A 23,165-nucleotide genomic window follows, 5' to 3' on the forward strand; every position below is an offset into this window, starting at 1 on the left:
GCGCCCGGCCCATGAACCCGGGGGTTCCCGGCTCATGAAGATGACAACGGGTGACCTGTGGCCGGAGTCACGCTCGAGAGCGAACGGAATCGAACCAACCGCCGCCCAGGGTGAGGTGCGGCCCGGAATCGGTCACTCCATGTCAACTTGTCGCCGTGCAGAGGAAGTTGAACGGGTGAAGTAGCTCACAGGTCACCAAGGGGGCAGGTCGACAAATCATGAAATCACCCCATGAAGTGGGTGGCTGAAAATCGACGATACCCGCGGTAACGGGGAACTGGCCTCGAATGACGGGGAATTGGTTGATACCAGGGCGCCCCGCTCCCTAGATTCCTCCGCCGTGTGCACAGAGCACCGCTCGGGTACGTCCGCCGGCCGATCACAGAACGACCGCACCACAGCACAGCCTCCGGCGGACGGGGCGGAGCGCGACGACCGCGTCCTACACGTGGCACGTCGCGCCTCGGCCTTGGGGGATCCCGGGTGTTCGGAGAGGGAAATACATGTCCGCATGTGCCGATAGCGCTCACGGCAACAGTTCCAAGGCCCGTACGGCGAACAAGGCCCGTACGACGGCGGTTCTCGCCGGGGCGGCACTGCTCGCCCCGCTCGGCGTGCTCGCCGCCACCGGCGACGCCGCCGCGGCCGACAGTGGAGTGTGGGACCGTATCGCCCAGTGCGAGAGCGGCGGCAACTGGCACATCAACACCGGCAACGGCTACTACGGAGGACTCCAGTTCTCCGCCGGCACCTGGCGCGCGTACGGCGGCACGGCCTACGCGCCGACCGCCGACCAGGCCTCCAGGAGCGCGCAGATCGCCGTAGCCGGCAAGGTGCAGCGCGCGCAGGGATGGGGGGCGTGGCCCACCTGCTCGGCCCGCGCCGGAGCCTACGGAGGCGCACCCGCCTCCTCGGCCGGAGGCACGGCCGCCACGAAGTCGACACCGAAGTCGACACCGAAGCCGACGACGAAGTCGGCCCCCGCGAAGGCGCCGGAGCGCCCCGCGGCCCACACCAACCGCAGTGCGTCCCGCGGTGACTACACCGTCCGCGAGGGCGACACCCTGAGCGTCATCGCCGCTCGGCACGGGACCACCTGGCGGAAGATCTACGCCGCCAACAAGGCCGTCATCGGCGGCGATCCCGACCTGATCGTGCCCGGACAGCGCCTCGACATCTGAGCCGCGCTCCCGCACGCCGCGTGACGGGCCCCGCCCGGTCGTCCGACCGGGTGGGGCCCTGGGCGTGCCGGGCGCGGCTGGGCGGGCCCGCCGGGCGGGCTGCTTAGCGTGGCCCGATGTCTCCCATGTCGAACAGGTGCACCCCGCAGGCCTCCAGGACCGTGCCCGCGCCCGGACCGCTGAGCGGGCCCGCCCGGTACGCGGCCGTGACCGCCCTCGCCGCCGCCGTACTGGCCGCCCTGGTCCCCCAGGACGCGGTCGCCGCACCCCCGCCCCCGCTGCCGGCGGCCCGGACCGCGGGAGTCTCGTACGCGTGTGCGGCCAAGGGCTGGCCCTGGGGCTGTCTCGCCGACTGCGAGAGCAGCGGCCGCTGGAACGCGAACACCGGGAACGGCTTCTACGGCGGGCTCCAGTTCTGGCAGCCCACCTGGAAGGAGTTCGGGGGGCTCCGGTACGCCGCGCGGGCCGATCTCGCCACCCGCGCCGAGCAGATCAAGATCGCCGAGAAGGTCCTGGCCGTCCAGGGATGGGGAGCCTGGCCGGCCTGCTCCAAGAAGTACAAGCTGCGGGGCCGGGCGCACATCGTGAAGAACGGCGACACGCTGTCCTCGATCGCCCGCAAGTACCGGATCAAGGGTGGCTGGCAGGCGCTCTACCAGGCCAACAAGAAGATGATCGGGGCCAGTCCGGACAAGCTGAACCCGGGCACGCTGCTCTCCCTCCCGAAGGCCGGGAGCGGCACGCGCGTCCTGGAGCCCGCCGGGTTCGGCCCGCCCGTCACCTCCGGTGCGGCCTCCCGGGCATCCGCTCGGCCGCCTCTCCGCTGAACACGACCGCTCCCCGGCTCAGTTCGTGGACGCAGACGAACCGGCCCGTCCGCTGCCGCAGGGCCGGCGGCAGCCGCTGCTCGGCGACGACCACGCACGCGTCGAGGGCGCCGAGCAGTTCGTACGTCCGGGCCGCGACCGTCGGTGACATGCCCTGCGCCGGCTCGTCGACGAGCAGCACCCGTGCGCGTGCCAGCAGGGCGCGGGAGAGGGCGACCATGCGCTGTTCCCCGCCGGAGAGGGTGCCGGCGCGGCGGGGGAGGAGCGGAGCCAGCTGCGGGTAGGCGTCCAGGGCGGGGGCGAGGTCGGCCCCCGCCAGCTCCAGGTTCTCCGCGACGGTCAGCGAGCCGAACACGGCCCGGCGTTCGGGTACCAGGCGCAGTCCGCGCCGGGCGCGCTCGAACGCGGTCAGGCGCGTCACGTCGGTGCCGTCCCAGACGACGGCGCCGGCGGACAGGGGGACGGTTCCGGCCAGGGCGCGCAGCGCCGTCGTACGGCCCGAGCCGTTGCGGCCCAGCAGGACGGTGAGTCCGGGAGCGGGCGCGACCAGCGTCACGCCGTGCAGGGCCTCCAGGGGGCCGTAGCGCACGCGCGCGTGGCGCAGGGCGATGCTCATCCGCCGGGCCCCGTCTCCAGGACGCGGTCGGCGGGCCCGGACGTCACGACGCGGCCCGCCGCCATCACGTGGACGGTGTGCGCCAGGCCGGCGACCAGGTCGAGGTCGTGCTCCACGACCAGGAGCGCCATGCCGTCGGCGGCCAGTGCCCGCAACACCTTGGCCAGGGCGGCCACCTCACCGCCGTCGAGTCCGGCCGCGGGTTCGTCGAGCAGCAGGACCCGGGGGCTGCCGGCGAGTGCGCGCGCCAGTTCGACGCGCCGCAGGGTCCCCGTCGGCAGCCCCGCCGCGGGCAGTGACCGCACCGGTCCGTCCAGGCCGAGCAGCAGCGACGTGCGGGCCACCGCCGCCGGATCGGGGATCCGTCCCTGGTCGGCCCCGACCCGTACGTTCTCGGCCACGGTCAACGACGGGAAGACCGCCAGGTCCTGGAAGGTCCGCGCGATCCCCAGCCGTGTCCGCGCGTGTGCCGCGAGGCGGGTGATGTCGTGCTCCCCGAGCAGCACCTGGCCGCCCGAGGGACGCAGCGTCCCGGCGAGACAGTGGAAGAGCGTGCTCTTCCCGGCCCCGTTCGGCCCCACCACCGCGGTGATGCGCCCCGGCCGGACGTCCAGGGAGACCTCGTCGAGAGCGGTGAACCCGCCGTAGGCGACGCGGAGTCGGCGGGCGGACAGCGCGCGCGGGGGAGCGGGGCGAGGCGGAGGAGAGGTGCGCGGGAGGAGAGGAAGGGCAGGGGGAGAGGGGGCGGCGGGGCGAGGGACGGGGCGACGGGAGGGACGCGGGGACGAAGGCGAGTGCGCCGCGCCCGACGGCTCCCGCCCTCCGTCGCCCACCCCCGGACTCCCCGCGGCAGCCGCCGCCGTGGGCGCCCGGGACGGTCGCGATTCCGCCGGCACCGACCCGGGCGGCGCCGCCTCGGCCGTCGGCGAGCGGGACGGTCGCGCCTGTGCCGTGGTCGGTTCGGACCGCATCCCGTCCGCCGTCGTGGGTGCCCGGGAGGGCCGCGCTACCCCGGGGTGCGCCTCGGAGGGTCGCGCTTCTGCCGTGGTCGGCTCGGACCGCATCCCCTTCGCCGCCGTGGGTGCCCGGGACGGTCGCGATTCCGCCGACACCGACCCGGGCGGCGCCGCCTCGGCCGTCGGCGAGCGGGACGGTCGCGTCTCTGCCGTGGTCGGTTCGGACCGCATCCCGTCCGCCGTCGTGGGTGCCCGGGAGGGCCGCGCCACCCCGGGCGGCGCCTCGGACGGTCGCGCCTCTTCCGTGGCCTGCTCGGACCGCATCCCCTCCGCCCTCGTGGGCGCCCGGGACGGCCGCGCCACCGCGGGGGGTGCTCCGGACGGTCGCGTCTCTGCCGTGGTCGGCTCGGACCGCATCCCCTCCGCCGCCGTGGGTGCCCGGGACGGTCGCGATTCCGCCGGCACCGACCCGGGCGGCGTCGCCTCCGCCGTCGGCGCCCCGGACGGTCGCGCTTCTGCCGTGGTCGGCTCGGACCGTATCCCGTCCGACGCCGCGGGTGCCCGGGAGGGCCGCGCCACCCCGGGCGGCGCCCCGGACGGTCGCGGCTCTGCCGGGGGTGCGCCGGACGCACGTGTCCGCGTCGTGGGTTTTCCTGGCGGCCCGGCCTCCGGCGACGTCGAGCGGAACGGTCTCGCTTTCCTCGCGGGTGCCTCTGGCCGCCGCGCGAACGCCCGAACCTCCGCCGTGGGTACCCCGGACCGCGGCGTCTCCACCGCCGGGCGCAGCCGTCGACGGACGCGTGATCCCAGCGGGGTGAGAGTCGCCGGGCGGCGCAGCCGGGTCCTCGCCGCGTGCAGGGCCTCGTGCGGGCCACCGGGGAAGCGGCCGACGAGGACGGCCAGCACGCCGATCAGGGCGGCCGCCAGTCCGCCGCGGGCGCCCGCGTCGAGGCCGACCAGCAGAGCCGCCGCGGCGAGTGCGCCCAGCACGCTGTCGGCGCCGAGCACGACGACCGCGGCGAACCAGAGCAGCCCGCGCACGGGGTCGTAGGCGGTGGCGTCGAACGCGCGCACGCCCATGCCGAGCATGCCGCCGCCGAGTGCCGCCAGCGCCGCCCCCGTGACGAACGCGGCCAGTTTCAGGGCCGGTACCCGGACCCCCGCGGCGGACGCGCCCGCCTCGTGGTCGCGCAGGGCGGCCAGGGCGCGGCCCGTACGGCCCCGGCGCAGACCGCTCACGGCGAGCACCGCGACGGCCAGGAGCACGAGTTCGAGCACGTAGTACGCGCGGTCGCCGTCGAAGCCGGCCGGGCGGTCCAGGGACAGACCCGACACGGCGTACGGCTGCGCGAAGACGAACCGGCTGACGCCCACACCCACCGCGAAGGTGGCGAGCGCGAGCGCGAGACCGTGCCGGCGGATGGCGGGCCATCCCGTCAGCAGGCCGAGCGGCGCCACAAGGAGTACCGCCACCGCGAGGGCGGCCAGTTCGGGCAGTCGGGGCACGCCGGGGACGCGGCCCGCCGCCAGCAGCGCGGTGAAGAGGGCGCCCAGACCGGCGTACGCGGCCTGGCCCAGGGAGACCTGCCCGCCCCGCCCGGTGACGACCACCAGGGAGAGCAGGACGACGCCGAGCGCGGGCACCTGCACCGAGGTGTGCAGGTCCGAGCCCGCGAAGCCGAGGGGCAGCAGGAACAGCACCAGCGCGACGGCCCCGGCGCCGGGTGGGGTCCGCACGCGGGGCGCCGCCGGGCGCGGGAGCGCGTCGCGGCCGCCGATGCCGGGCAGCACGAGCGCGGCCACGAGCAGCGCGACCACGAACAGGTTGGCGCCGACCGCCTGGAGCAAGGGCCCCGCCGGGCCCGACGGATGCAGCCGGGTCAACTGGCCCTGTGCGACGCCGATTCCGAGGGCGACCACGACGGCGACCGGGAGACTCCGCATCCTGGCGGCGACCGCGACCGCCATCACCTCCATCACGAGCAGCGGCATGCCGTACGGGTCGAGCCGCACGTACGGGGCGAGGAGCACACCGGTCAGGCCCGCCGTGAAGGAGCCGAACGCCCAGCCCGCCGCGGCCACCCGGTCGGCGTCGACGCCGCCGAGCACCGCCAGCGCCGGGTCGTCGACGACGGCCCGCAGCTCCAGCCCGAACCGCGTCCGGCGCGTGACCGCGCCCACGACCACCGCCAGCACCCCGGCGACCGCCAGTTGGCCCCACGGGTCCGCCGGGACCGGCGCCGGCACGTCGGCCCGCGCTCCGGGACCCCACACCAACGCGGCCGCGCCGACGAGCAGGACGAAGACACCGATGGACGCGACGAGGGTCCGCGCCGGGTCGCCGCCGACAGCGGACAGCGGCCGGAACACGAGGCGTTCCAGCGTCACGCCGATCGCCGGCGCCACCACGAGCAGGGTCACCGAGGTACCGAGCGCGAGCGGCCAGCCCCACTCGACCGTGAACTGCCGCAACAGGTAGGCGCACACCATCGCGATCGCGCCGTGCGCGAGGTTCAGGACGCCGGTGGCGCGGTGCGTGACGATCAGACCGATCCCGGTGAGCGCGGCGGCCCCGCCGACCGAGAGTCCGGCGAGGGTGAGGTCGTACGTCAGCGACGCCATCAGTGGTCCGGGCCGCCGACGCCGTCCCGCGCGTCGGGCGAGGGCCGTTCGACGAGCGGCTCCGCGGGTCCCGCCGAGGGTGCCGGTGGCGCGGACTGCCCTTCACCGGCGGACAGTTCGTCCTCGGCATCCGGTTCGCAGATCGGGCAGGGCCCGAGATCGCCCCCGGCGAGGGCGTGCGAGTCGACCGGTACCGCCTCCGGTTTCCCCTCGACCAGGGGGCAGTCCGCCCGGTGGTACAGCGTGCCGCCGGGCACCATGAGGAGGCCGCCGCCGAGCGGGAGGGGACCGGCCGCGGCCCGAGCGGACTCCTCGGCATCGCCCGGATCCGAGGCCACGAGCAGCGCGTACAGCTCCTCGACACGGGAACCGGCCGCCGCGCTCCTGCCCTGTGCGACCAGCACCGCGCCGGCGACGATCAGGGCGGCGCCGGGGACGGTGCACGAGGCGAGGTAGGGGAGTTGGCGCTCCGCGTACCGCTCGCCGGAGATTCCGTACCAGCCGATGACGCACAGCACCGCACCGGCGGCGAGCGCGGCCCAGCCGGCCCACAGGACGGGCCGCACGGTCCGCAGTCGAGCTGTCCGCATCCGGACTCCCCCACGTCGTGTGTCTGTCCATGTCGGCCGATGGCTTGCACTATGCCTTCTGGAAGCTGACCCTGAAAGCGCCGGGCGCGCACCGCCCGGACCGACACCCGGCGGTGAGCCACGATGGTTCTCGGGAGCGACCCGAAGCGCTTACGCGGAGCGGGAGTTGTGGCGACGGCGGTCCTCGCCCTCGCGGCGTCCCTCACGGCGTGCGGCGACGACAGCGGCGGCGCGAGTACGACTCCGCCCACCCCCTCCGTGGAACGGACCACCGGCGCGGAGCCGAGCGCCACCGCACCGGCCGACCCGGCGGCGGCGGAGGCCCAGGTCCGCCGGAACTGGGAGAAGTTCTTCGACCCCGACGTCGCCACCAAGGACAAGCAGGCCGTCCTGGAGAACGGCGAGAGGATGACCCCGGTGCTCAAGGGGTTCAACGGCGACAAGCGCGGCCAGGAGGTGCGGGCCGAGGTCGGGAAGGTCGAGTTCACCTCTCCGACCGCCGCGAACGTGACCTACACCCTCACTCTGAAGGGGGCCACCGCGCTGCCGGACGCCGCCGGGACCGCCGTCGAACAGGACGGCACCTGGAAGGTGTCCGTCAACACCCTCTGCGCACTGGTCGAGTTGAGCGGCGACCCGTCGGCCGGCCCCGCCCCGGGCTGCTGAGCGGCCGTGCGCCGCACAGCGACCGGGGCCGCCGCCGCGGGGCTGCTGCTCCTGCTCGGCACGGCCTGCGGCAGCCGGCTGCCCGAGAGCGACTTCGGCCACCGCTCCCCGACCGGGCCGGCCCGCGGTGCCGAGCCCATCCGCGTCGGCATCGTCACCAGCGCCACCAGCCCCGTCGGCGGCTCCGCGTTCACGGGGCCGCGCGACGGGGCGAGGGCCTACTTCGACCGGCTCAACGCGCGCGGCGGCGTCGACGGGCGACGCGTCGAGGTGCGGCTGTGCGACGACGGCGGCAGCGGAGTCGGCAACAACACGTGTGTGCGCCGGCTGATCGACGAGGACAAGGTCGTCGCCCTCGTCGCCACGACCGTCCTCGACTACGCGGGCGCCTCCCACGTCTCCCACGCGCGCGTGCCCGACATCGGCGGCCAGCCCATCGGGCCCGCGTACGACACGTATCCGCACCTCTACGGGATCTACGGGAGCCTCGCGCCCCGCGACGGCACGCCCGGCTGGGGCGGGAAGCTGTACGGCGGCACCGAGGTCTACCGCTACTTCCGGCGTGTCCAGGGCGCCCGCACCGCCGCCGTCGTCTCCTACAACCAGTCCGCCTCCGCCGCCTACGCCCGGCTGGTCACCCAGGGACTCCAGGCCGAGGGCTACCGGGTCGTCACCGAACAGGTCGACTTCGCGCTGCCCAACTTCCGTGCCGCCGCCGCCGATCTCAAGGAGCAGGGCGCCGATCTCGTCTTCGACGCCATCGACACCCATGGCAACGCCCAGTTGTGCAAGGCCATGGACCAGGTCGGCGCGCACGTCGTCGCCAAGGTCACCAACGTGCAGAACTGGACGTCCACCGTCCCCGAGGACTACGCGGACTCCCCGCGCTGCCGCAACACCCTGTGGGCCACGGGTGCGAGCCGCGACTACGAGGACGCCGGGAACGCGGCGGTGCGGGAGTTCCGGGACGCCACCAAGGGGCTCAAGACGCGTTCCCAGTGGCAGCTGGAGGGATGGGCGGCGGCGCGGTGGTTCGCGGACGCGGCACAGGCCTGTGCGGGGAGCGGGGTCACCCGGGGGTGTGTCGACTCCTTCATGAACCGGGGCGAGCCGTACACCGCCGGAGGTCTGCTGCTTCCCGTCACGTACCGGCGTCTGACCGGGCCTCCGGCGACGCGGCGGGCGTGTCTGTCGGTGGCCCGCTGGCGCGACGGCCGCGGCTGGGTCTCCCAGGGGGACATGAACCGGACCTGCTTCGAGGTCCCGCAACTCGGCTACCGCCCGTGACCCGCGCGTACTTCGCCCCTCCGTATCGGCCTGGCGGTCTCGTCGCAGGTGGTCGGTCCCCGGACGCCGGACGGGCCGGGGCTCTCCGGGGCCGCGGGGCGGGCGCCAGGGACAGGGTGGCCCGGCTGGCAGACTCTGGGGCATGTTGGAGACCTCCGCACGGCTGCTGAGGCTGCTGTCACTGCTGCAGGCCCACCGGGAATGGTCGGGCGCGGACCTGGCGGGACGGCTGGGCGTCACCCCGCGTACGGTCCGCCGCGACGTGGACCGCCTCCGCGATCTGGGCTACCCGGTCCACGCCAGCCCCGGAACCGGCGGCGGCTACCAGCTCGGCGCGGGCGCGGAACTGCCCCCGCTGCTGCTGGACGACGACGAGGCGGTCGCCGTGGCCGTCGGACTGCGCACGGCCGCGGGGCAGGGCATCGAGGGCATCGGCGAGGCCTCCGTCCGCGCGCTCGCCAAGCTGGAACAGGTCCTGCCGAACCGGCTGCGCCGCCGCGTCGGCGCCCTGAACGCCTTCACGGTGCCGATGCTGCGCGGCCCCGAGCCCTCCGCCGTCGACCCGGCCGTCCTCACCGACCTGGCCAACGCCTGCCGCGACAGCGAGCGGCTCCGGTTCGAGTACCGCGACCACGAGGGCTCCTCGACGCGCCGCACCGTCGAGCCGTACCGGCTGGTGTGCACCGAGCGCCGCTGGTACCTGGTCGCCTGGGACGTCGACCGCGACGACTGGCGTACGTTCCGCGCCGACCGCATCACGCCCAGGCCGCCGCACGGACCACGTTTCCCGTCCCGCACACCGCCCGCGGAGGACCTCGCCGCGTACGTCTCCCGGGGCGTCTCCACGCGCGCGTACGCCACGCACGCCGTGGTCCGGCTGCTGGTGCCCCTGGAGCGGGCCGCCGAGCGGATCTCGCCCTCGGCCGGGACGCTGGAGGCCGAAGGGGAGGGCAGCTGCCTGCTGCGCACCGGGGCGGCGAGCCTCGACGTGATGGTCATTCACGTGATGCTGATGGGCTTCGAGTTCGAGATCATCGAGCCCGCGGAGCTCACCGACTCGATCAGGACGGCCCGGGACCGGCTCTCCCGTGCGCTGGAGCGGGCCGCGCCGGGAGAACCCGGGACCACGCCTCCCACGCCGTAGCGGATGACCGGCGGTGAGGAGAGAACAGGCGGGGGTTCTGTGTCGGAACCGTGTATTTCCTATGCCGTGTCAGCTGTCGCGGTGGACGGCGGAATCGGGCGGGACCCGAATGGAAAGACACTGCCGAACGTATGCGCGCGCACATTCCGGCGGGTTATTCAGGATGTACCGGTGAAGGCTCAGAATTGCGTTCGAAGATGTTCGGAACACGGCGCGTGATCCTCCTGCGCGAGACGGAGTTACGCCGAAACGCGTGTCGTGATCCTGTGACAGAGATGTGACCGGCGGGGGACGAGTGACGCATGGTGGCCGCCCGGGCTTCCACCGTCGGGTCGCGGAGCCTAACGTGGCGGTCATGGCACCCATTCACCCCTCGCGTCCAGAGCCGCAGGACAGTCCGGAGAGCTATGTCGGACTGGAGGTGACCCGTGCCGAGGAACGCGCGCGGGAGCACGGCTGGTCCTCGGTGCGCTCGCTGCCACCCGGCACGGTCATCACCATGGAGTACCTCGTGGGACGGCTGAACTTCGAGGTCAGGGACGGCACGGTGGCCCGCTGCTGGAAGGGCTGAGCGCCCCCGGAGCGGGACCCCTCGGGATGCTCCGCGGAGGGCGCCCCGACGCCGGCACCCGACGTGCGAAGGCCCCCGGCTCGACGAGCCGGGGGCCTTCGCTGTGCGGGGTGAGGCTGTGCGTACCGACCCCGCAGTCCTCAGCCGCCCAGGGGGCGGGCGGAGGTGGTCGTCGTCGCCGCGCGGGCCACCCGGTCGGCGTGCGGTGGCCGACGGCTGCCCGCCGGCGTGACGGGTGTGCGCTCCGAGCGGGCGGTGTGCGGGCCCGGAGCCAGGTGGACGGGGGCTCTGGCCGGACGGGACGCGGTGGCGCCGCGGGCCGGCATCTCGCCGCCGTCCGTCGCGGAGGGCCGCGTGGCCATGACCGGGGCGCCGACCGGCGCGGGTGCCGGAGCGGGCGCGGTGCCGCCGCCACGGGAGCGCAGGCGGTCGCGGAGCGCGAAGATCCCGGCCTCGGCGCGGGCGATCAGCGGCTCGAACCAGGGCAGCGCCAGCAGGATCAGCAGGCCCGCGGCCCAGCCCAGCAGGACGTCGCTCAGCCAGTGCGTACCGAGGTACACGGTGGTGAGGCCGACACCGAGCGAGGTCACGGCGGACAGGGCGGAGAGCCAGCGCCTGGCCCGCGGGGTCGAGGCCAGATACGCCAGGATTCCCCAGGTCACCACGGCGTTGGCGGTGTGACCGGAGGGAAATATATCGCCGCCCAGACCCATCTCGTTCGAGCCGATCGTGATGGCGTAGTGCGGGCCGAGACGGCCCATGCCGATCTTGGCGGCGCCGACCGTGATGTTCAGCAGCAGCAGGGAAGCGCCCAGCGTGAGCAGCGGGCGCAGGGTGTGCTGCCGCCAGGAGCGCCAGCCGAGCCAGGCCGTGACCATCACGGCGGTGGGGCCGCGCTGGCCCAGCACCACGTAGTAGTCGAGGAAGGCGTGGATCTCCGGCCACTGCTGATAGGGCCGGAAGAACATGACCTGCCAGTCGAACCGGACCAGCCACGACGTGATCGAGACGGCCCACACGATGGCCAGGTAGAAGGCCAGGGTCGCCGTGAAGAGCACGACCCTGTGCCGGCTCATCCTGGAGACATCGATGTGGGCCGGCCGTTCCGGCTCACGGTCGAGCCGGGCGAAGACCCGGTCCAGACGGGTGAGGTTTCGTTCGGTACGCACTCAATCGACGTTACAGCGAGTGAGCTGCGTTCCAGGCCGATTCACTCGCTTTGTGATGACGATGTGATGTGGGATTCCTCTCAGGATCATGTTCATTTCCAATGAATCTCTAATCCGTGGAGTGCGGAGCCTTCAATTCCTTTGGTCATCGGCGGCTCCGGTTATATAGCGCTTATGTATTCGTTCACCGAATGATGGCGCGGAATTACCCCGCCGCTCACCGACCGCACACGGGCGGGCGGGCCGCGGCTCGCGGCGGTCCCGAGCGCGTCGTCGCAGGTCCGGCGACCTGCGCCACCGCCGCCGCACCCCGGGGACCGGCATGGACCTGGATGGACGCACCCGATCGGGAAGCCCGGGTGCGGCCGCGGCTCGGGACGCCGCCGGGAGGCGGTCCCGCGCGCCGCGACGGCGCCGGAGAAGCGGGGCCAAGGGCTCCGCGAGGCCCGGATCGGGCGGGTCCCGTCGGGCCCGGTGGGCGTGGCGTACGCCACACACCCACCGGAAGAACGTGAGAGGTCCGCCACGTGTCATCGGCGGGAACTCGCGTACGCTGACGCCTCACTCGCCTTTGTTGCGTGGGCCCGGGATTCGCTCTTCGGGCCGCAGCCCCCAGGGAGTCCCCACCCTGGCGGATCCGCCGAACGCGAGGGAATCTCTGGAGGTACGTACATGTCCGGGACGACCACGGCCGCTACGCGACGCCGTCGGGAGACCGGGGCCGGTGCCAACCGCTGGGTCGTCCTCGTCGTGCTGTGCGTCAGCCTGCTGCTGGTCGCCCTCGACGCCACCGTGCTCCACGTGGCGGTGCCCGCCGTCACCGAGGACCTCAGGCCCGGCGCCATGGAGCTGCTCTGGATCGTCGACGTCTACCCGCTCGTCTGCGCCTCGCTCCTCATCCTCTTCGGCACGCTCGGTGACCGCATCGGCCGCCGCCGTGTCCTCCTCCTCGGCTACGCCCTCTTCGGCGTCGCCTCCGGCATCGCCGCCCTCGCCGACAACGCCCAGGTGCTGATCGGCGCCCGCGCCCTGCTCGGCGTCGGCGGCGCGATGATCATGCCCGCCACCCTGTCGATCCTGCGCCAGGTCTTTCCCGACCGGCGCGAGCGGGCCCTGGCGATCGGCATCTGGAGCGCGGTGGCCGCGGTCGGCGCGGCGATCGGCCCGCTGCTCGGCGGGTTCCTCCTCGAACACTTCTGGTGGGGATCGGTCTTCCTCGTCAACATCCCCCTGATGATCGTCAGCCTGCCGATCGGACGGCTGCTGCTGCCCGAGTCCCGCGGCGAAGCCGACGGCCCCTGGGACGTGGTCGGCGCGCTGATGGCCGCCGCCGGCCTGTTCGGACTCGTCCTCGGGGTGAAGCGCCTCGGCGGCGGTGAGGCGCCCTTCAGCCCGTTCACCCTGGCGCCGCTGCTCGTCGGCGGCCTGATGATGGCCGGGTTCGTCCGGCGCCAGCGGCGCCGCAAGCATCCACTCGTGGACCTGCGGATGTTCTCCCGGCCCGCTTTCAGCACGTCGGTGGGGTGCATCGTGCTCGCGATGCTCGCCCTCGTCGGGCTCGAACTGATCGCCGCGCAGTACCTCCAGCTCGTCCTCGGACTGTCCCCGCTGGAGACCGGGCTGCGGCTGCTGCCGCTGACCGTCGCGGCGATGGCCGCCGGCCTCGCGGGCGCGAAGCTGCTGCGCCGGTTCGGCCCGCGCACGATGGTCTGTTTCGGCTTCTGCCTCACCGCGGCCTCCGTCGTCACGCTCACCGCGATGGGCACGCGGGACAACACCGGGCTGCTCCTGGCCGGCTTCGTCCTGCTCGGCTTCGGCCTGGAGACCACGCTCTTCGGTGCGTACGAGTCGATGCTCAGCGAGGCACCGCCCGCACAGTCGGGCGGGGCGGCCGCGATCGGCGAGACCTCGTACCAGCTGGGCGCCGGCATCGGCATCGCCCTGCTTGGCAGCGTGATGAACGCGGCGTACGCGCCCGGACTGTCCTCCGTCCCCGGCGTCCCCTCCGCCGACTCGAAGGCCGCGGGTCACTCGCTGGGGGAGGCGTACGAGGTCGCCGCGCGACTCGGCGGACCGGTGGGCGGCGCTTTGCGGCAGGCCGCCCGGAACTCCTTCGTGCACGGACTCCACGTGACCCTGCTGGTGAGCGCGGCCCTGCTGCTGCTCGGCGCGGTGATGGCGCTGCGCCTGCCCCGGGTCATGGACTGCGGGGCCGACACGACGGCCGCCGCCCCGGAATCGGGGCCCGGCAGGGACTCCGTCCCGGACCCCGCCTCGGGCCCGGCGGACATCCCGGCCCCACGGGAAGTCGCCGAGACCCGCGTCTCCGCGTAGGCCTGTCCTCGGAACGCGGCCGGCCCCGTGAAGTGCGGCCCCGGTCCTGACGACGTGACCCGCCCGACCGGGAAGCGCCCTGGACTTGCGGGACACTGCGTCGTAACGTCGGGCCGAGATCATTAACTAGCGGTGCTAGTTATCACCCCTGTCGGAGGCTGTGTATGTCCGCGTCCTCGAAGCTCCCGCCCCTCGACCCCGCCGATCTGCTCGGGATCGACGACCTGCTGGACGCGGAGGACCTCGCCATCCGCGACTCCGTGCGGACCTGGGCCGCCGACCGGGTGCTGCCCCACGTGGCCGACTGGTACGAGAAGGGCGAACTGCCCGGCATCAGGGAACTGGCGCGGGAACTGGGCGGCCTCGGCGCCCTCGGCATGTCGCTCCAGGGCTACGGGTGCGCGGGCGCCAGCGCCGTGCAGTACGGCCTCGCCTGTCTGGAGCTCGAAGCGGCCGACTCCGGGATCCGCTCGCTCGTCTCGGTGCAGGGCTCCCTCGCCATGTACGCCGTGCACCGCTTCGGCAGCGAGGAGCAGAAGCAGGCATGGCTGCCGGGCATGGCGGCCGGCGAGATCATCGGATGCTTCGGACTCACCGAGCCCGACCACGGCTCCGACCCGGGCTCGATGCGGACGTACGCCAAGCGCGACGGCGGCGACTGGGTCCTCAACGGGCGCAAGATGTGGATCACCAACGGTTCCGTCGCCGGTGTCGCCGTCGTCTGGGCGCAGACCGACGACGGCATCCGCGGGTTCGTCGTCCCGACGGACGCCCCCGGGTTCTCGGCCCCCGAGATCAAGCACAAGTGGTCCCTGCGGGCGAGCGTGACCAGCGAACTCGTCCTCGACGACGTACGGCTGCCCGCCGACGCCGTCCTGCCCGAGGTCGTCGGTCTCAAAGGTCCGCTCAGCTGTCTCTCGCACGCCCGCTACGGCATCGTGTGGGGCGCGATGGGCGCGGCACGGGCCAGCTTCGAGTCGGCCGTCTCCTACGCGAAGACGCGTGAGCAGTTCGGACGTCCCATCGGCGGCTTCCAGCTCACCCAGGCCAAGCTCGCCGACATGGCCGTCGAGCTCCACAAGGGAATCCTGCTCGCCCATCACCTGGGCCGCCGCATGGACGCGGGACGGCTCCGTCCCGAGCAGGTCAGTTTCGGCAAACTCAACAACGTGCGCGAGGCCATCGAGATCTGCCGCACCGCGCGCACGATCCTGGGTGCCAACGGCATCTCCCTGGAGTACCCCGTGATGCGGCACGCCACGAACCTCGAATCGGTGCTCACCTATGAGGGCACCGTCGAGATGCACCAACTCGTGCTGGGCAAGGCGCTCACCGGACTCGACGCCTTCCGGTAGAGGCCCGTTCCCGGGACCCCGGTACGGCAGGGCCGGTGAGCGGCCCTGCCTCAGCTCTGGTTGAAGAACCCGTCGGTCTGTCGGCCGGCGGCCTCGCCGCTGACGATCTCCGTGTTGGCGGGGGTCAGCAGGAAGACCCGGGTGGCGACCCGCTCGATGGTGCCGCGCAGGCCGAAGGTCAGGCCGGCCGCGAAGTCCACCACGCGCTTGGCGTCGGAGGGCTCCATGGCCGTGAGGTTGATGATCACCGGGACGCCGTCCCGGAAGAGTTCGCCGATACCGCGTGCGTCCCGGAAGCTGTCCGGGGTGACCGTGCCGATCCGGCGGCCCTTCTCCTCCGCCGTCTCGGAAGCGACCTTCACGCGCGGGTCGGTGACCCAGGCCTCGCCGGCGGTCTCCTGACCCTCGGCGTAGTCGTCGTCGTAGTAACGCTCGTCATCGTTGTCGTCGACGAGGCCAAGCCAGGCACTCGCCTTGCGCACCGATCCCATGGACGCCTCCTCTCACAGCGGTCTTTCGTGCTTCCGCATACCCATGGTCGTCCATGATGCGGATGTCGCGCCAAGTGGATAGACGCCGCGCGGGGGTTTCGTGACGGTACTGGTGCACAGCCAATCCGTCGAGAGCCCGCGCCCCCCAAGGGTCCTGCGCCGTAAGGCTGCTGACTGAGAGTGAAATATGATTTCTCACGGCGATCGGGTGACGGGCGGGGCGTACGGGTGAACGGGGTGGTCGATACGATGCCGCAGCCCAACGTCGTACGTGTCACGGGGGAGTGTCGTGTTCGGAATCGTCAGGCCCTGCAGTCATCGCCTCGGTGAGGGACTCAAGACGCAGTGGATGGCGCATCTGTGCGGGCTGTGCCTCGCACTGCGCGGGGACCACGGCCAGTTCGCACGGGTCGTCACCAACTACGACGGCCTGCTCATATCGGTTCTGACGGAGGCTCAGGCCGAGCGTGCCACGGGATGGCGGCGCACGGCCGGGCCCTGTCCGCTGCGCGGGATGCGCACCGCCTCCGTCGCCCAGGGTGAGGGCGCCCGGCTGGCCGCGGCCGTCTCGCTGGTCCTCGCCTCGGCGAAGGTGAGCGACCACGTCGCCGACGGGGACGGCCTCTTGGCGCGCAGGCCGGTGGCGCTCGCCGCCCGGCGGGTCGCGGCGAGCTGGGGGCGGGCCGGTGCGCGGACCGGGTCCGACGTCGGGTTCGACACCGCCGTGCTCGTCGACGCGGTGGACCGGCAGCCCGGGATCGAGGCGCTGGCCGGCCCCGGCACCTCGCTGCTGACCGTGACGGAACCCACCGAGACGGCCACCGCGGCGGCCTTCGCGCACACCGCCGTCCTCGCCGGCCGCCCCGGCAACGCCGCGCCCCTGGCCGAGGCCGGCCGGCTCTTCGGCCGGCTCGCCCATCTGCTGGACGCCGTGGAGGACAGGGAAGCTGACGCCGCGTCGGGTGCCTGGAACCCGCTCACGGCCACCGGGACCCCGCTCGCCGAGGCCCGTCGGCTCGCCGACGACGCCCTGCACGGCATCAGGCTCGCCCTGCGCGAGGCCGAGTTCACCGACAGCAGGCTCGCCCATGTGCTGCTCGCTCACGAACTGGGCCGCTCTGTGGACCGCGCGTTCGGTACGTCGAGGTGCGGGCACCCCGCGGACGGCTCGCACGGGTCGGGTGATCTTCACAGTGTCCCCGGTACCCCCGGAGTTCCGGGTTCACTCGGATCGGCCGTCCTGCTCGGCCCCGAAAGCGTCTTCGGGCCGCCACCCCAGCACGGCGGGAACCCGTACGTCGGCGGCGGCAACCCCTTCGGCGGTCCCTCCGTCCAGCCTCCGAACCCCGGCGGACGCGGATTCTGGGCGGGCTGCGCCGCCGCCGTCGGGCTGTGCTGCACCTGCAAGGTGTGCTGCGCCGACGAGTTCGAGGGCCCCTGGTCGCGCAAGAAGCGCGAAGGATGCCTGAACGACTGCGACTGCGGTTGCTGTGAGGCGTGCCAGTGCTGCGAGTGCTGCTCGTGCTGTGACTGCGGGCTCTGAACCCTTTCCCTGGGTGGAGTGTTGACGCGGCGCGCGGCCGGGATTCCGGCGGTGCGTCGCCGTCGTGGTCGCGGTCGTGGCCCGGAACAGGGCGCGACGCTGTTCCGTGGTGCGCGGTGAGGGGAGGGGTGCGCGTGTGAAGGCGGGGAAGTGAGGAAACGCGGCGAAACGCCGGCGAACGCGGCGGGCGCCCGTCCGTGACGGGCGCGCAGAGGGGTCAGCTCAACAGGAAGAGGACCACACGCGACCGAAGTCGATGTGGGAGCGCTTGACCAGCCACTGCTGTGGATGCATGGGCCAAGTGGAACAGGCATCCGAGGGCACGTCAACCGGCATGAGACGGACCGCTCACAGTACGGACACCCTTGACACCGAGGGGAAACGCCGCCGTACTCTCGTCCCACGGCCCTGCTGAGGGGCTCGGCCGTGCGGCGCCCCAGGGCGTCCAGCGTGACCTGTGTGAAGGCACCCGTGCTCGACTCGACGCATCACGGAGCCTCCGCATGTCCTCCGACACCCCTGCCCTCCCCACCCCCGCGCCGGACGAACCGGTGTCCCCGCCCGCTGCCCGGCAGCCCGGTCCCGTCGTACCGGCGCCCGTCCCCGCCGCGCGGGCCCCGCTCGCGGGGGGCAGGAGCGCGCCGGTCGCCGGTCGCCCCTCGCTGGTGATCGTGGGAGCCGGGCCGCGCGGGACCGGCCTCCTGGAACGGATCGCGGCCAACGCGCCCGAGCTGTATGCCGGTTCGGAGCTCGACATCCATGTCGTGGACCCGTACCCGGCGGGTGCCGGACGCATCTGGCGCACCGAGCAGTCGCCGCTGTTGTGGATGAACTCCGAGGCACAGGACGTCACGATGTTCACCGACGAGACGGTCGACATGGCAGGACCCGTGCTCGAAGGCCCCACGCTGGACACCTGGGCGGGCCTCGACGGACGCACGTTCGCCGGCCGGCCGCGGCAGGGCGCCTATCTCCGGTGGGTGTACGAGCGGACGGTGGCCGCTCTGCCGCCGGGCATCCGGGTGCACCGGCACGCCTGCCGTGCGGTGCGGGTGAGCGGATCCCGCGAGGGCCGCCAGCAGGTGTGGCTGGAAGGGCGGCCCCGTCCGCTCCTCACCGACACCGTCGCGCTGACCCTCGGCCACCTCGACGCCGAACTCGACCCCGAACAGGTCGCGTTGGCCGCGTACGCGCAGGAGCACGGCCTGGTCCACCTGCCGCCGGACTTCACCGCCGACAGCGATCTGTCCGCCCTCGCGCCGGGCGAGCCCGTCCTGGTCCGCGGCTTCGGCCTTGCCTTCGTGGACCTGATGGTGCTGCTCACCGAGGGCCGCGGCGGCCGGTTCGAGGGCGACCGCTACCGGCCGTCCGGACAGGAGCCGGTCCTGTACGTCGGCTCCCGGCGCGGTGTCCCCTACCACTCCAAGATCGGCTACGACTGGAAGGGCGAACGGCCGCCACTGCCACGGTTCTTCGGGCCCGCCGAGGTCGACGCACTGCTCGCCCGCCCGGACGGCCACGACTTCCGGCGGGACGTGTGGCCGCTGATCGAGAAGGAGCTGGGGTTCGCGCACTACCACCGGCTGTTCGCCGCCCACCCCGAACGCACCCGGACCCCGTGGACGGACTTCGAGGAGAAGTACGCCGCCGGTACCGGGGAAGAGATCGGGGCGCTGGTCGCGGACGCCGTGCCCGACCCCGCCGACCGTCTCGACCTCACCGCGCTCGACCGGCCGCTGGACGGTGTGCGGCACACCTCGTACGAGGATCTCCAACGCGGACTGCGGACGTACATCGAGGACGATCTGGAGAGGCGGCACGACGACTCCCGCAGCCCCGACCTGGCCGTCTTCCTCGGACTCCTGTCGGTCTACGGCCAGTTGGTCCGGCTCGGCGACATCGGCCCGTGGTGGCACGGGTTCTTCAGCTACCTGGCCTCCGGACCGCCCGGCCCCCGGCTGCGGCAGATGCTCGCCCTGTCCCGGGCCGGCATCCTGAGATTCGTCGGCGCGGACATGACCGTCACGGCCGAGGACGGGGTCTTCCGGGCGGCCGGTGCCACCGTGCCCGGCGCGGTCGTCGAGGCCCGCGCGCTCGTCGAGGCCCGGCTCCCGCACCCCACCGTCGAGCGCACCCGGGACACCCTGCTGCGCGAGCTGTACGCCGACGGAGCCGCCGCGACCCCCGAGGGACTTCTCGCCGTCGACCCCGCCGACGGACGGATCCTGGGCCGCGACGGCACCCCGCACCCGAGGCGCTTCGCGCTCGGGCCGCACACCGACGCGCGGGGCTCCGGCGCCTTCACCCGGCCGCGCACCGGCGGGCCGGCCTTCCGGCAGAACGACGCGACGGCCCGCGCCGCGCTCACCTTCCTGCGGGCGCTGTCCTGCCGTATGGCGGCCTGACGGCCCGTGACACGGACGGGGAACCGGGCCGCACGGTCCGCTGCGGGCGGCCGGCGGTCCCGGGCCGTGCGTCCACGCCGCACGGAATACACGGACACCACGGCGCGCTCGCACCCCGGGTTGGCGGAGCGCGTATGGAAGGGTTGATCACATGACGACGGACGCACCCGAGGACTGGAAGCACTGGCAGGAGCATCGCGAGGCCGCGGTGTCCGCGCCGTACGGACCGCTCTCCCTCACCGGCACCCACTGGGTCGAGGACTATCCGGAAGGGCGACTTCCGGACATCCCCGGTCTGTGGGGTGTGAAGGACGACGCGGTGGTCCTGACCGCGGTGGCCGAGGAGGGGCTCACCGTCGACGGCGAGCCGTTCACCGGCGAGATCGTGCTGGGCGCCGACCACGGCCCGGCCGACGGGGCGCGGGTCGGACACGGCGACCGCCGGTTCGTGGTCCTGGTGCGCGAGGAGCTGTGGGGGGTGCGCCGCTACGACCCCGGCGCGCCCGCCCGTAAGGCCTTCGCGGGCATCGAGGCGACCCCCTTCGACGCGCGCTGGTCGGTGCCGGGACACTTCACCCCGTACGGCGAGAGCCGCACCGTCCGGGTCGAGAACGCCGACGGCGTCGCACGCGGACTCCCCATCGGCGGCATCCTCGCCTTCACCCTCGACGGGCAGGACCTCACCCTCCAGGTGTCGGTCGAGAGCGACGGCTCGCTGTGGGCCGTCTTCTCCGACGCCACCAGCGGGGACGGCAGTTACCGTTTCCGCTTCCTGCGCCCGGCGGCGCCCGACGCCGAGGGGCGCACGACGGTGGACTTCAACCGCACCGTGCTTCCACCGTGCGCGTTCGCGGACCATTTCGTCTGCCCCTTCCCGCCGCCCGGAAATACGCTGGGCGTGGCCGTCGCCGCGGGGGAGCGCCGACTGCGCTGAGGCCTCCGGGACTCCCGAAGACACGTGGGGAATCCGAAGCCTTCAGTGCTTCGTCGATCAACCTCCCTGGGACGTACGTAAGTTGAACGCTGCACGGCCGAAAGGCGCCCTTGCGTCCGTCGGCCGTGCCGCCGAATACTCCCCCTCAGCGCTTGTCAGGAGCACGGCTTGTCCGGAATCCGGACAGGCGGCTCCCGGCTGCGCCTCACGGGCCCCACCACCCCACGAAACGGGGGGCCCCTTACTTCCCTTCGGAGGAACGAAACGTGAGGATCAAGCGCACCACCCCCCGCAGCGGCATAGCGAGACGGAGTCGGCTGATCGCCGTCACCACCGGACTCGTCGCCGCGGCAGCGTTCGCGGTCCCCAGCGCGAACGCGTCCGACGCCCAGACGTTCAGCACCACCCAGCTGAGCAGCGCCAAGCAGTCGGTCCTCAAGTCCGATGTCGCGGGCACCGCCTGGGCGGTCGACGCCAAGACGAACCGCGTGGTCGTCACCGTCGACAGCACGGTCTCGAAGGCGGAGATCGCGAAGATCAAGGAAGAGGCGGGCGGCAACGCCGGCGCCCTCACCATCAAGCACACCCCGGGCACCTTCAAGAAGCTGATCACCGGTGGCGACGCCATCTACGGCGGCGGCTACCGCTGTTCGCTCGGCTTCAACGTGCACAGCGGAAGCACCTACTACTTCCTGACCGCCGGTCACTGTGGTGAGGTCGCCTCCACCTGGTACTCCAACTCGGGCCAGACCACCAAGCTGGGCACGAACGTCAGCTACAGCTTCCCGACCAACGACTTCGCGCTGGTCCGCTACACCAACACCTCGGTCGCGCACCCCAGCGCGGTCGGCAGCCAGACGATCAGCAGTGCGGCCACGCCCAGCGTGGGCACCACGGTCTACCGGCGCGGCTCGACCACCGGCACGCACAGCGGCCGGGTCACCGCCCTGAACGCCACCGTCAACTACGGCAGTGGTGACGTCGTCTACGGCATGATCCAGACCACGGTCTGCGCCGAGGGCGGCGACAGCGGCGGTCCGCTGTACGGCGGCAGCGTCGCCTACGGTCTGACCTCCGGCGGCAGCGGCAACTGCAGCTCCGGCGGTACGACCTTCTTCCAGCCGGTCACCGAGGCGCTGAGCTACTACGGCGTGAGCGTCGGCTGACCACCGCCCGACCGATGGACCGGCCCCTCGATCGACTCGTCGCCTGACGGAACCGGCACCCCCCACACCGCTTCCGCACGACTGGACGACCGCGCTTCGCACGGCGGAGCCCCCAGCACACGGACGAGCCCCCGCACGCAACCGGCGTGCGGGGGCTCGCCCTTGTTCCGTCGCCGGAGTTACCTTCGAAGCGCACGCTGTGCACACACCTGCTACGCCCACGCCGGACCCTGGGGGGCCGTGATGGTCGAGGAACTGGTGGCGGCGGGAGTCTCCGTCGCGTCCGTGGGGCTGGTCTACGTGATGGCCGGGGCCCGCGTCGTCAAACAGTACGAACGGGGCGTGGTGCTGCGGCTCGGCAGGCTGCGCCCGGAAGTGCGCGGTCCCGGGTTCACGATGATCGTTCCGTTCGTGGACCGGCTCCGCAAGGTCAACATCCAGATCGTGACCCTGCCCATCCCTGCCCAGGAGGGCATCACCCGCGACAATGTGACGGTCCGGGTGGACGCGGTCGTCTACTTCAAGGTGGTGGAGGCGGCCGACGCGATCATCCAGGTCGAGGACTACCGGTTCGCGGTCTCGCAGATGGCGCAGACCTCCCTGCGTTCGATCATCGGCAAGAGCGACCTGGACGACCTGCTGTCCAACCGCGAAAAGCTCAACCAGGGGCTGGAGTTGATGATCGACAGCCCGGCGATCGGCTGGGGCGTGCAGATCGACCGCGTCGAGATCAAGGACGTGTCGCTGCCCGAGACGATGAAACGGTCGATGGCCCGGCAGGCCGAGGCCGACCGTGAGCGGCGGGCCCGGGTCATCAACGCCGACGCCGAGTTGCAGGCCTCGAAGAAGCTCGCGCAGGCCGCCGAGGTGATGTCGGAGCAGCCGGCCGCCCTCCAACTGAGGCTGCTCCAGACGGTGGTGGCCGTCGCAGCGGAGAAGAACTCCACCCTCGTCCTGCCCTTCCCCGTCGAACTCCTTCGCTTCCTGGAACGCGCCCAGCAGGGTGGGCCTCCCCAGCAGCCGGGCCAGGCGCGGGAGCCCGCGCCCCGGCGGTCCGCGCAGCCGCCCGAGCCGGAGGAGCCCCGGCAGGACGGCGGGTCCGGAGCGTCGGCCGCGCCGCAACAGGCCTCCACGGCACCGTGGTCGGCCCTGCCCGAACAGTCCGCGGGCGTGCGGGAACCGGTCGCCCCGTCGTCGGACGAGCCTCCCGAAGGGTCGAAAACAAGACAGGACTAGTCCTCACAGGCTGCATCTTCGCGATCCGCGGACAGTGTTTGCAGGGGGAATCAACACGTCGTGACCATGGGC

At 72.9% G+C, this 23,165-nt stretch carries 16 protein-coding genes and 2 pseudogenes; 13 read left to right on the plus strand and 5 right to left on the minus strand.

From position 1 onward, the window contains the following. Positions 1-503: 503 nt before the first annotated feature. Both ABZT74_RS26240 and ABZT74_RS26245 read left to right on the plus strand, forming a co-directional pair. A complete protein-coding gene (locus ABZT74_RS26240) occupies positions 504-1,181 on the plus strand; it encodes a transglycosylase family protein (protein WP_356177218.1) in 678 nt (225 codons plus the stop codon). 116 nt (positions 1,182-1,297) lie between these two features. Beyond that, positions 1,298-2,008, plus strand: coding sequence for a transglycosylase family protein (locus tag ABZT74_RS26245; RefSeq protein WP_356177217.1), 711 nt, complete (start codon positions 1,298-1,300; stop codon positions 2,006-2,008). Here ABZT74_RS26245 and ABZT74_RS26250 read toward each other — a convergent pair. The 3 genes and pseudogenes from ABZT74_RS26250 to ABZT74_RS26260 form a co-directional block, all read right to left on the minus strand. Continuing rightward, positions 1,959-2,624, minus strand: coding sequence for an ATP-binding cassette domain-containing protein (locus ABZT74_RS26250; RefSeq protein WP_356177216.1), 666 nt, complete (start codon positions 2,622-2,624; stop codon positions 1,959-1,961). The genes ABZT74_RS26245 and ABZT74_RS26250 overlap by 50 nt on opposite strands. After that, on the minus strand, positions 2,621-6,202 hold the full coding sequence (locus ABZT74_RS26255; RefSeq protein ID WP_356438638.1) for an ATP-binding cassette domain-containing protein: 3,582 nt from the start codon (positions 6,200-6,202) through the stop codon (positions 2,621-2,623). The genes ABZT74_RS26250 and ABZT74_RS26255 overlap by 4 nt, the downstream gene beginning before the upstream one ends. 116 nt (positions 6,203-6,318) lie before the next feature. After that, positions 6,319-6,792: pseudogene (locus ABZT74_RS26260) on the minus strand (hypothetical protein); the annotation flags it as partial. 123 nt (positions 6,793-6,915) lie between these two features. Between ABZT74_RS26260 and ABZT74_RS26265 the strand changes: the two are divergent. The 4 genes and pseudogenes from ABZT74_RS26265 (at position 6,916) to ABZT74_RS26280 (ending at position 10,460) form a co-directional block, all read left to right on the plus strand. Then, positions 6,916-7,458, plus strand: a complete 543-nt coding sequence (locus ABZT74_RS26265) for a hypothetical protein (protein WP_356177214.1) — start codon at positions 6,916-6,918, stop codon at positions 7,456-7,458. Between the two features lie 6 nt (positions 7,459-7,464). Beyond that, positions 7,465-8,745, plus strand: coding sequence for an ABC transporter substrate-binding protein (locus tag ABZT74_RS26270; protein ID WP_356177213.1), 1,281 nt, complete (start codon positions 7,465-7,467; stop codon positions 8,743-8,745). A 142-nt stretch (positions 8,746-8,887) separates the two neighbouring features. After that, positions 8,888-9,850 (plus strand): annotated as a pseudogene (locus ABZT74_RS26275) (YafY family protein); the annotation flags it as partial. A 394-nt stretch (positions 9,851-10,244) separates the two neighbouring features. Next, positions 10,245-10,460: an I78 family peptidase inhibitor gene (locus ABZT74_RS26280; RefSeq protein WP_355874565.1), complete on the plus strand. Its 216-nt coding sequence runs from the start codon at positions 10,245-10,247 to the stop codon at positions 10,458-10,460. Between the two features lie 140 nt (positions 10,461-10,600). Here the strand turns inward: ABZT74_RS26280 and ABZT74_RS26285 are convergent, their stop codons facing one another. After that, a complete protein-coding gene (locus ABZT74_RS26285; protein WP_355874563.1) occupies positions 10,601-11,629 on the minus strand; it encodes a phosphatase PAP2 family protein in 1,029 nt (342 codons plus the stop codon). Between the two features lie 672 nt (positions 11,630-12,301). On the opposite strand from ABZT74_RS26285, the gene ABZT74_RS26290 reads away from it, so the two are divergent. Together ABZT74_RS26290 and ABZT74_RS26295 are read left to right on the plus strand one after the other, a co-directional pair. Continuing rightward, on the plus strand, positions 12,302-13,963 hold the full coding sequence (locus tag ABZT74_RS26290) for an MFS transporter (protein WP_355874560.1): 1,662 nt from the start codon (positions 12,302-12,304) through the stop codon (positions 13,961-13,963). A gap of 164 nt (positions 13,964-14,127) precedes the next feature. Beyond that, a complete protein-coding gene (locus tag ABZT74_RS26295; protein ID WP_355874557.1) occupies positions 14,128-15,318 on the plus strand; it encodes an acyl-CoA dehydrogenase family protein in 1,191 nt (396 codons plus the stop codon). Between the two features lie 50 nt (positions 15,319-15,368). Here ABZT74_RS26295 and ABZT74_RS26300 read toward each other — a convergent pair whose 3' ends face one another. After that, positions 15,369-15,809, minus strand: a complete 441-nt coding sequence (locus ABZT74_RS26300; RefSeq protein WP_355874554.1) for a cell division protein SepF — start codon at positions 15,807-15,809, stop codon at positions 15,369-15,371. Between the two features lie 289 nt (positions 15,810-16,098). Here ABZT74_RS26300 and ABZT74_RS26305 point away from each other — a divergent pair, with 289 nt between their 5' ends. The 5 genes from ABZT74_RS26305 (at position 16,099) to ABZT74_RS26325 (ending at position 23,093) form a co-directional block, all read left to right on the plus strand. Continuing rightward, on the plus strand, positions 16,099-17,352 hold the full coding sequence (locus tag ABZT74_RS26305) for a DUF5685 family protein (RefSeq protein ID WP_356177211.1): 1,254 nt from the start codon (positions 16,099-16,101) through the stop codon (positions 17,350-17,352). A 503-nt stretch (positions 17,353-17,855) separates the two neighbouring features. Then, positions 17,856-19,757, plus strand: a complete 1,902-nt coding sequence (locus ABZT74_RS26310) for an FAD/NAD(P)-binding protein (RefSeq protein WP_356177210.1) — start codon at positions 17,856-17,858, stop codon at positions 19,755-19,757. Positions 19,758-19,908: 151 nt separating this feature from the next. Beyond that, the gene (locus ABZT74_RS26315; protein ID WP_356177209.1) at positions 19,909-20,691 is read left to right on the plus strand and encodes a DUF1684 domain-containing protein; all 783 of its coding nucleotides are present in this window, start codon (positions 19,909-19,911) and stop codon (positions 20,689-20,691) included. A 266-nt stretch (positions 20,692-20,957) separates the two neighbouring features. Further along, positions 20,958-21,857, plus strand: a complete 900-nt coding sequence (locus ABZT74_RS26320) for a S1 family peptidase (protein WP_355874543.1) — start codon at positions 20,958-20,960, stop codon at positions 21,855-21,857. Between the two features lie 243 nt (positions 21,858-22,100). After that, entirely contained in the window at positions 22,101-23,093 is a 993-nt protein-coding gene (locus tag ABZT74_RS26325; protein ID WP_356177229.1) for an SPFH domain-containing protein, read from the plus strand. Positions 23,094-23,165: the final 72 nt, after the last annotated feature.

The sequence above is a fragment of the Streptomyces sp. NPDC005302 genome, assembly GCF_040607345.1.
In the GTDB taxonomy this organism is placed as follows: domain Bacteria; phylum Actinomycetota; class Actinomycetes; order Streptomycetales; family Streptomycetaceae; genus Streptomyces.

What these genes read in the sequence shown, in the direction of transcription:
- ABZT74_RS26265 (WP_356177214.1), top strand. Translation starts at nt 6,916, where the DNA reads ATGGTTCTCGGGAGCGACCCGAAGCGCTTACGCGGAGCGGGAGTTGTG.
- ABZT74_RS26250 (WP_356177216.1), bottom strand. Translation starts at nt 2,624, where the DNA reads ATGAGCATCGCCCTGCGCCACGCGCGCGTGCGCTACGGCCCCCTGGAG.
- ABZT74_RS26315 (WP_356177209.1), top strand. Translation starts at nt 19,909, where the DNA reads ATGACGACGGACGCACCCGAGGACTGGAAGCACTGGCAGGAGCATCGC.
- ABZT74_RS26300 (WP_355874554.1), bottom strand. Translation starts at nt 15,809, where the DNA reads ATGGGATCGGTGCGCAAGGCGAGTGCCTGGCTTGGCCTCGTCGACGAC.
- ABZT74_RS26245 (WP_356177217.1), top strand. Translation starts at nt 1,298, where the DNA reads ATGTCTCCCATGTCGAACAGGTGCACCCCGCAGGCCTCCAGGACCGTG.
- ABZT74_RS26240 (WP_356177218.1), top strand. Translation starts at nt 504, where the DNA reads ATGTCCGCATGTGCCGATAGCGCTCACGGCAACAGTTCCAAGGCCCGT.
- ABZT74_RS26280 (WP_355874565.1), top strand. Translation starts at nt 10,245, where the DNA reads ATGGCACCCATTCACCCCTCGCGTCCAGAGCCGCAGGACAGTCCGGAG.
- ABZT74_RS26255 (WP_356438638.1), bottom strand. Translation starts at nt 6,202, where the DNA reads ATGGCGTCGCTGACGTACGACCTCACCCTCGCCGGACTCTCGGTCGGC.
- ABZT74_RS26325 (WP_356177229.1), top strand. Translation starts at nt 22,101, where the DNA reads ATGGTCGAGGAACTGGTGGCGGCGGGAGTCTCCGTCGCGTCCGTGGGG.
- ABZT74_RS26290 (WP_355874560.1), top strand. Translation starts at nt 12,302, where the DNA reads ATGTCCGGGACGACCACGGCCGCTACGCGACGCCGTCGGGAGACCGGG.
- ABZT74_RS26295 (WP_355874557.1), top strand. Translation starts at nt 14,128, where the DNA reads ATGTCCGCGTCCTCGAAGCTCCCGCCCCTCGACCCCGCCGATCTGCTC.
- ABZT74_RS26310 (WP_356177210.1), top strand. Translation starts at nt 17,856, where the DNA reads ATGTCCTCCGACACCCCTGCCCTCCCCACCCCCGCGCCGGACGAACCG.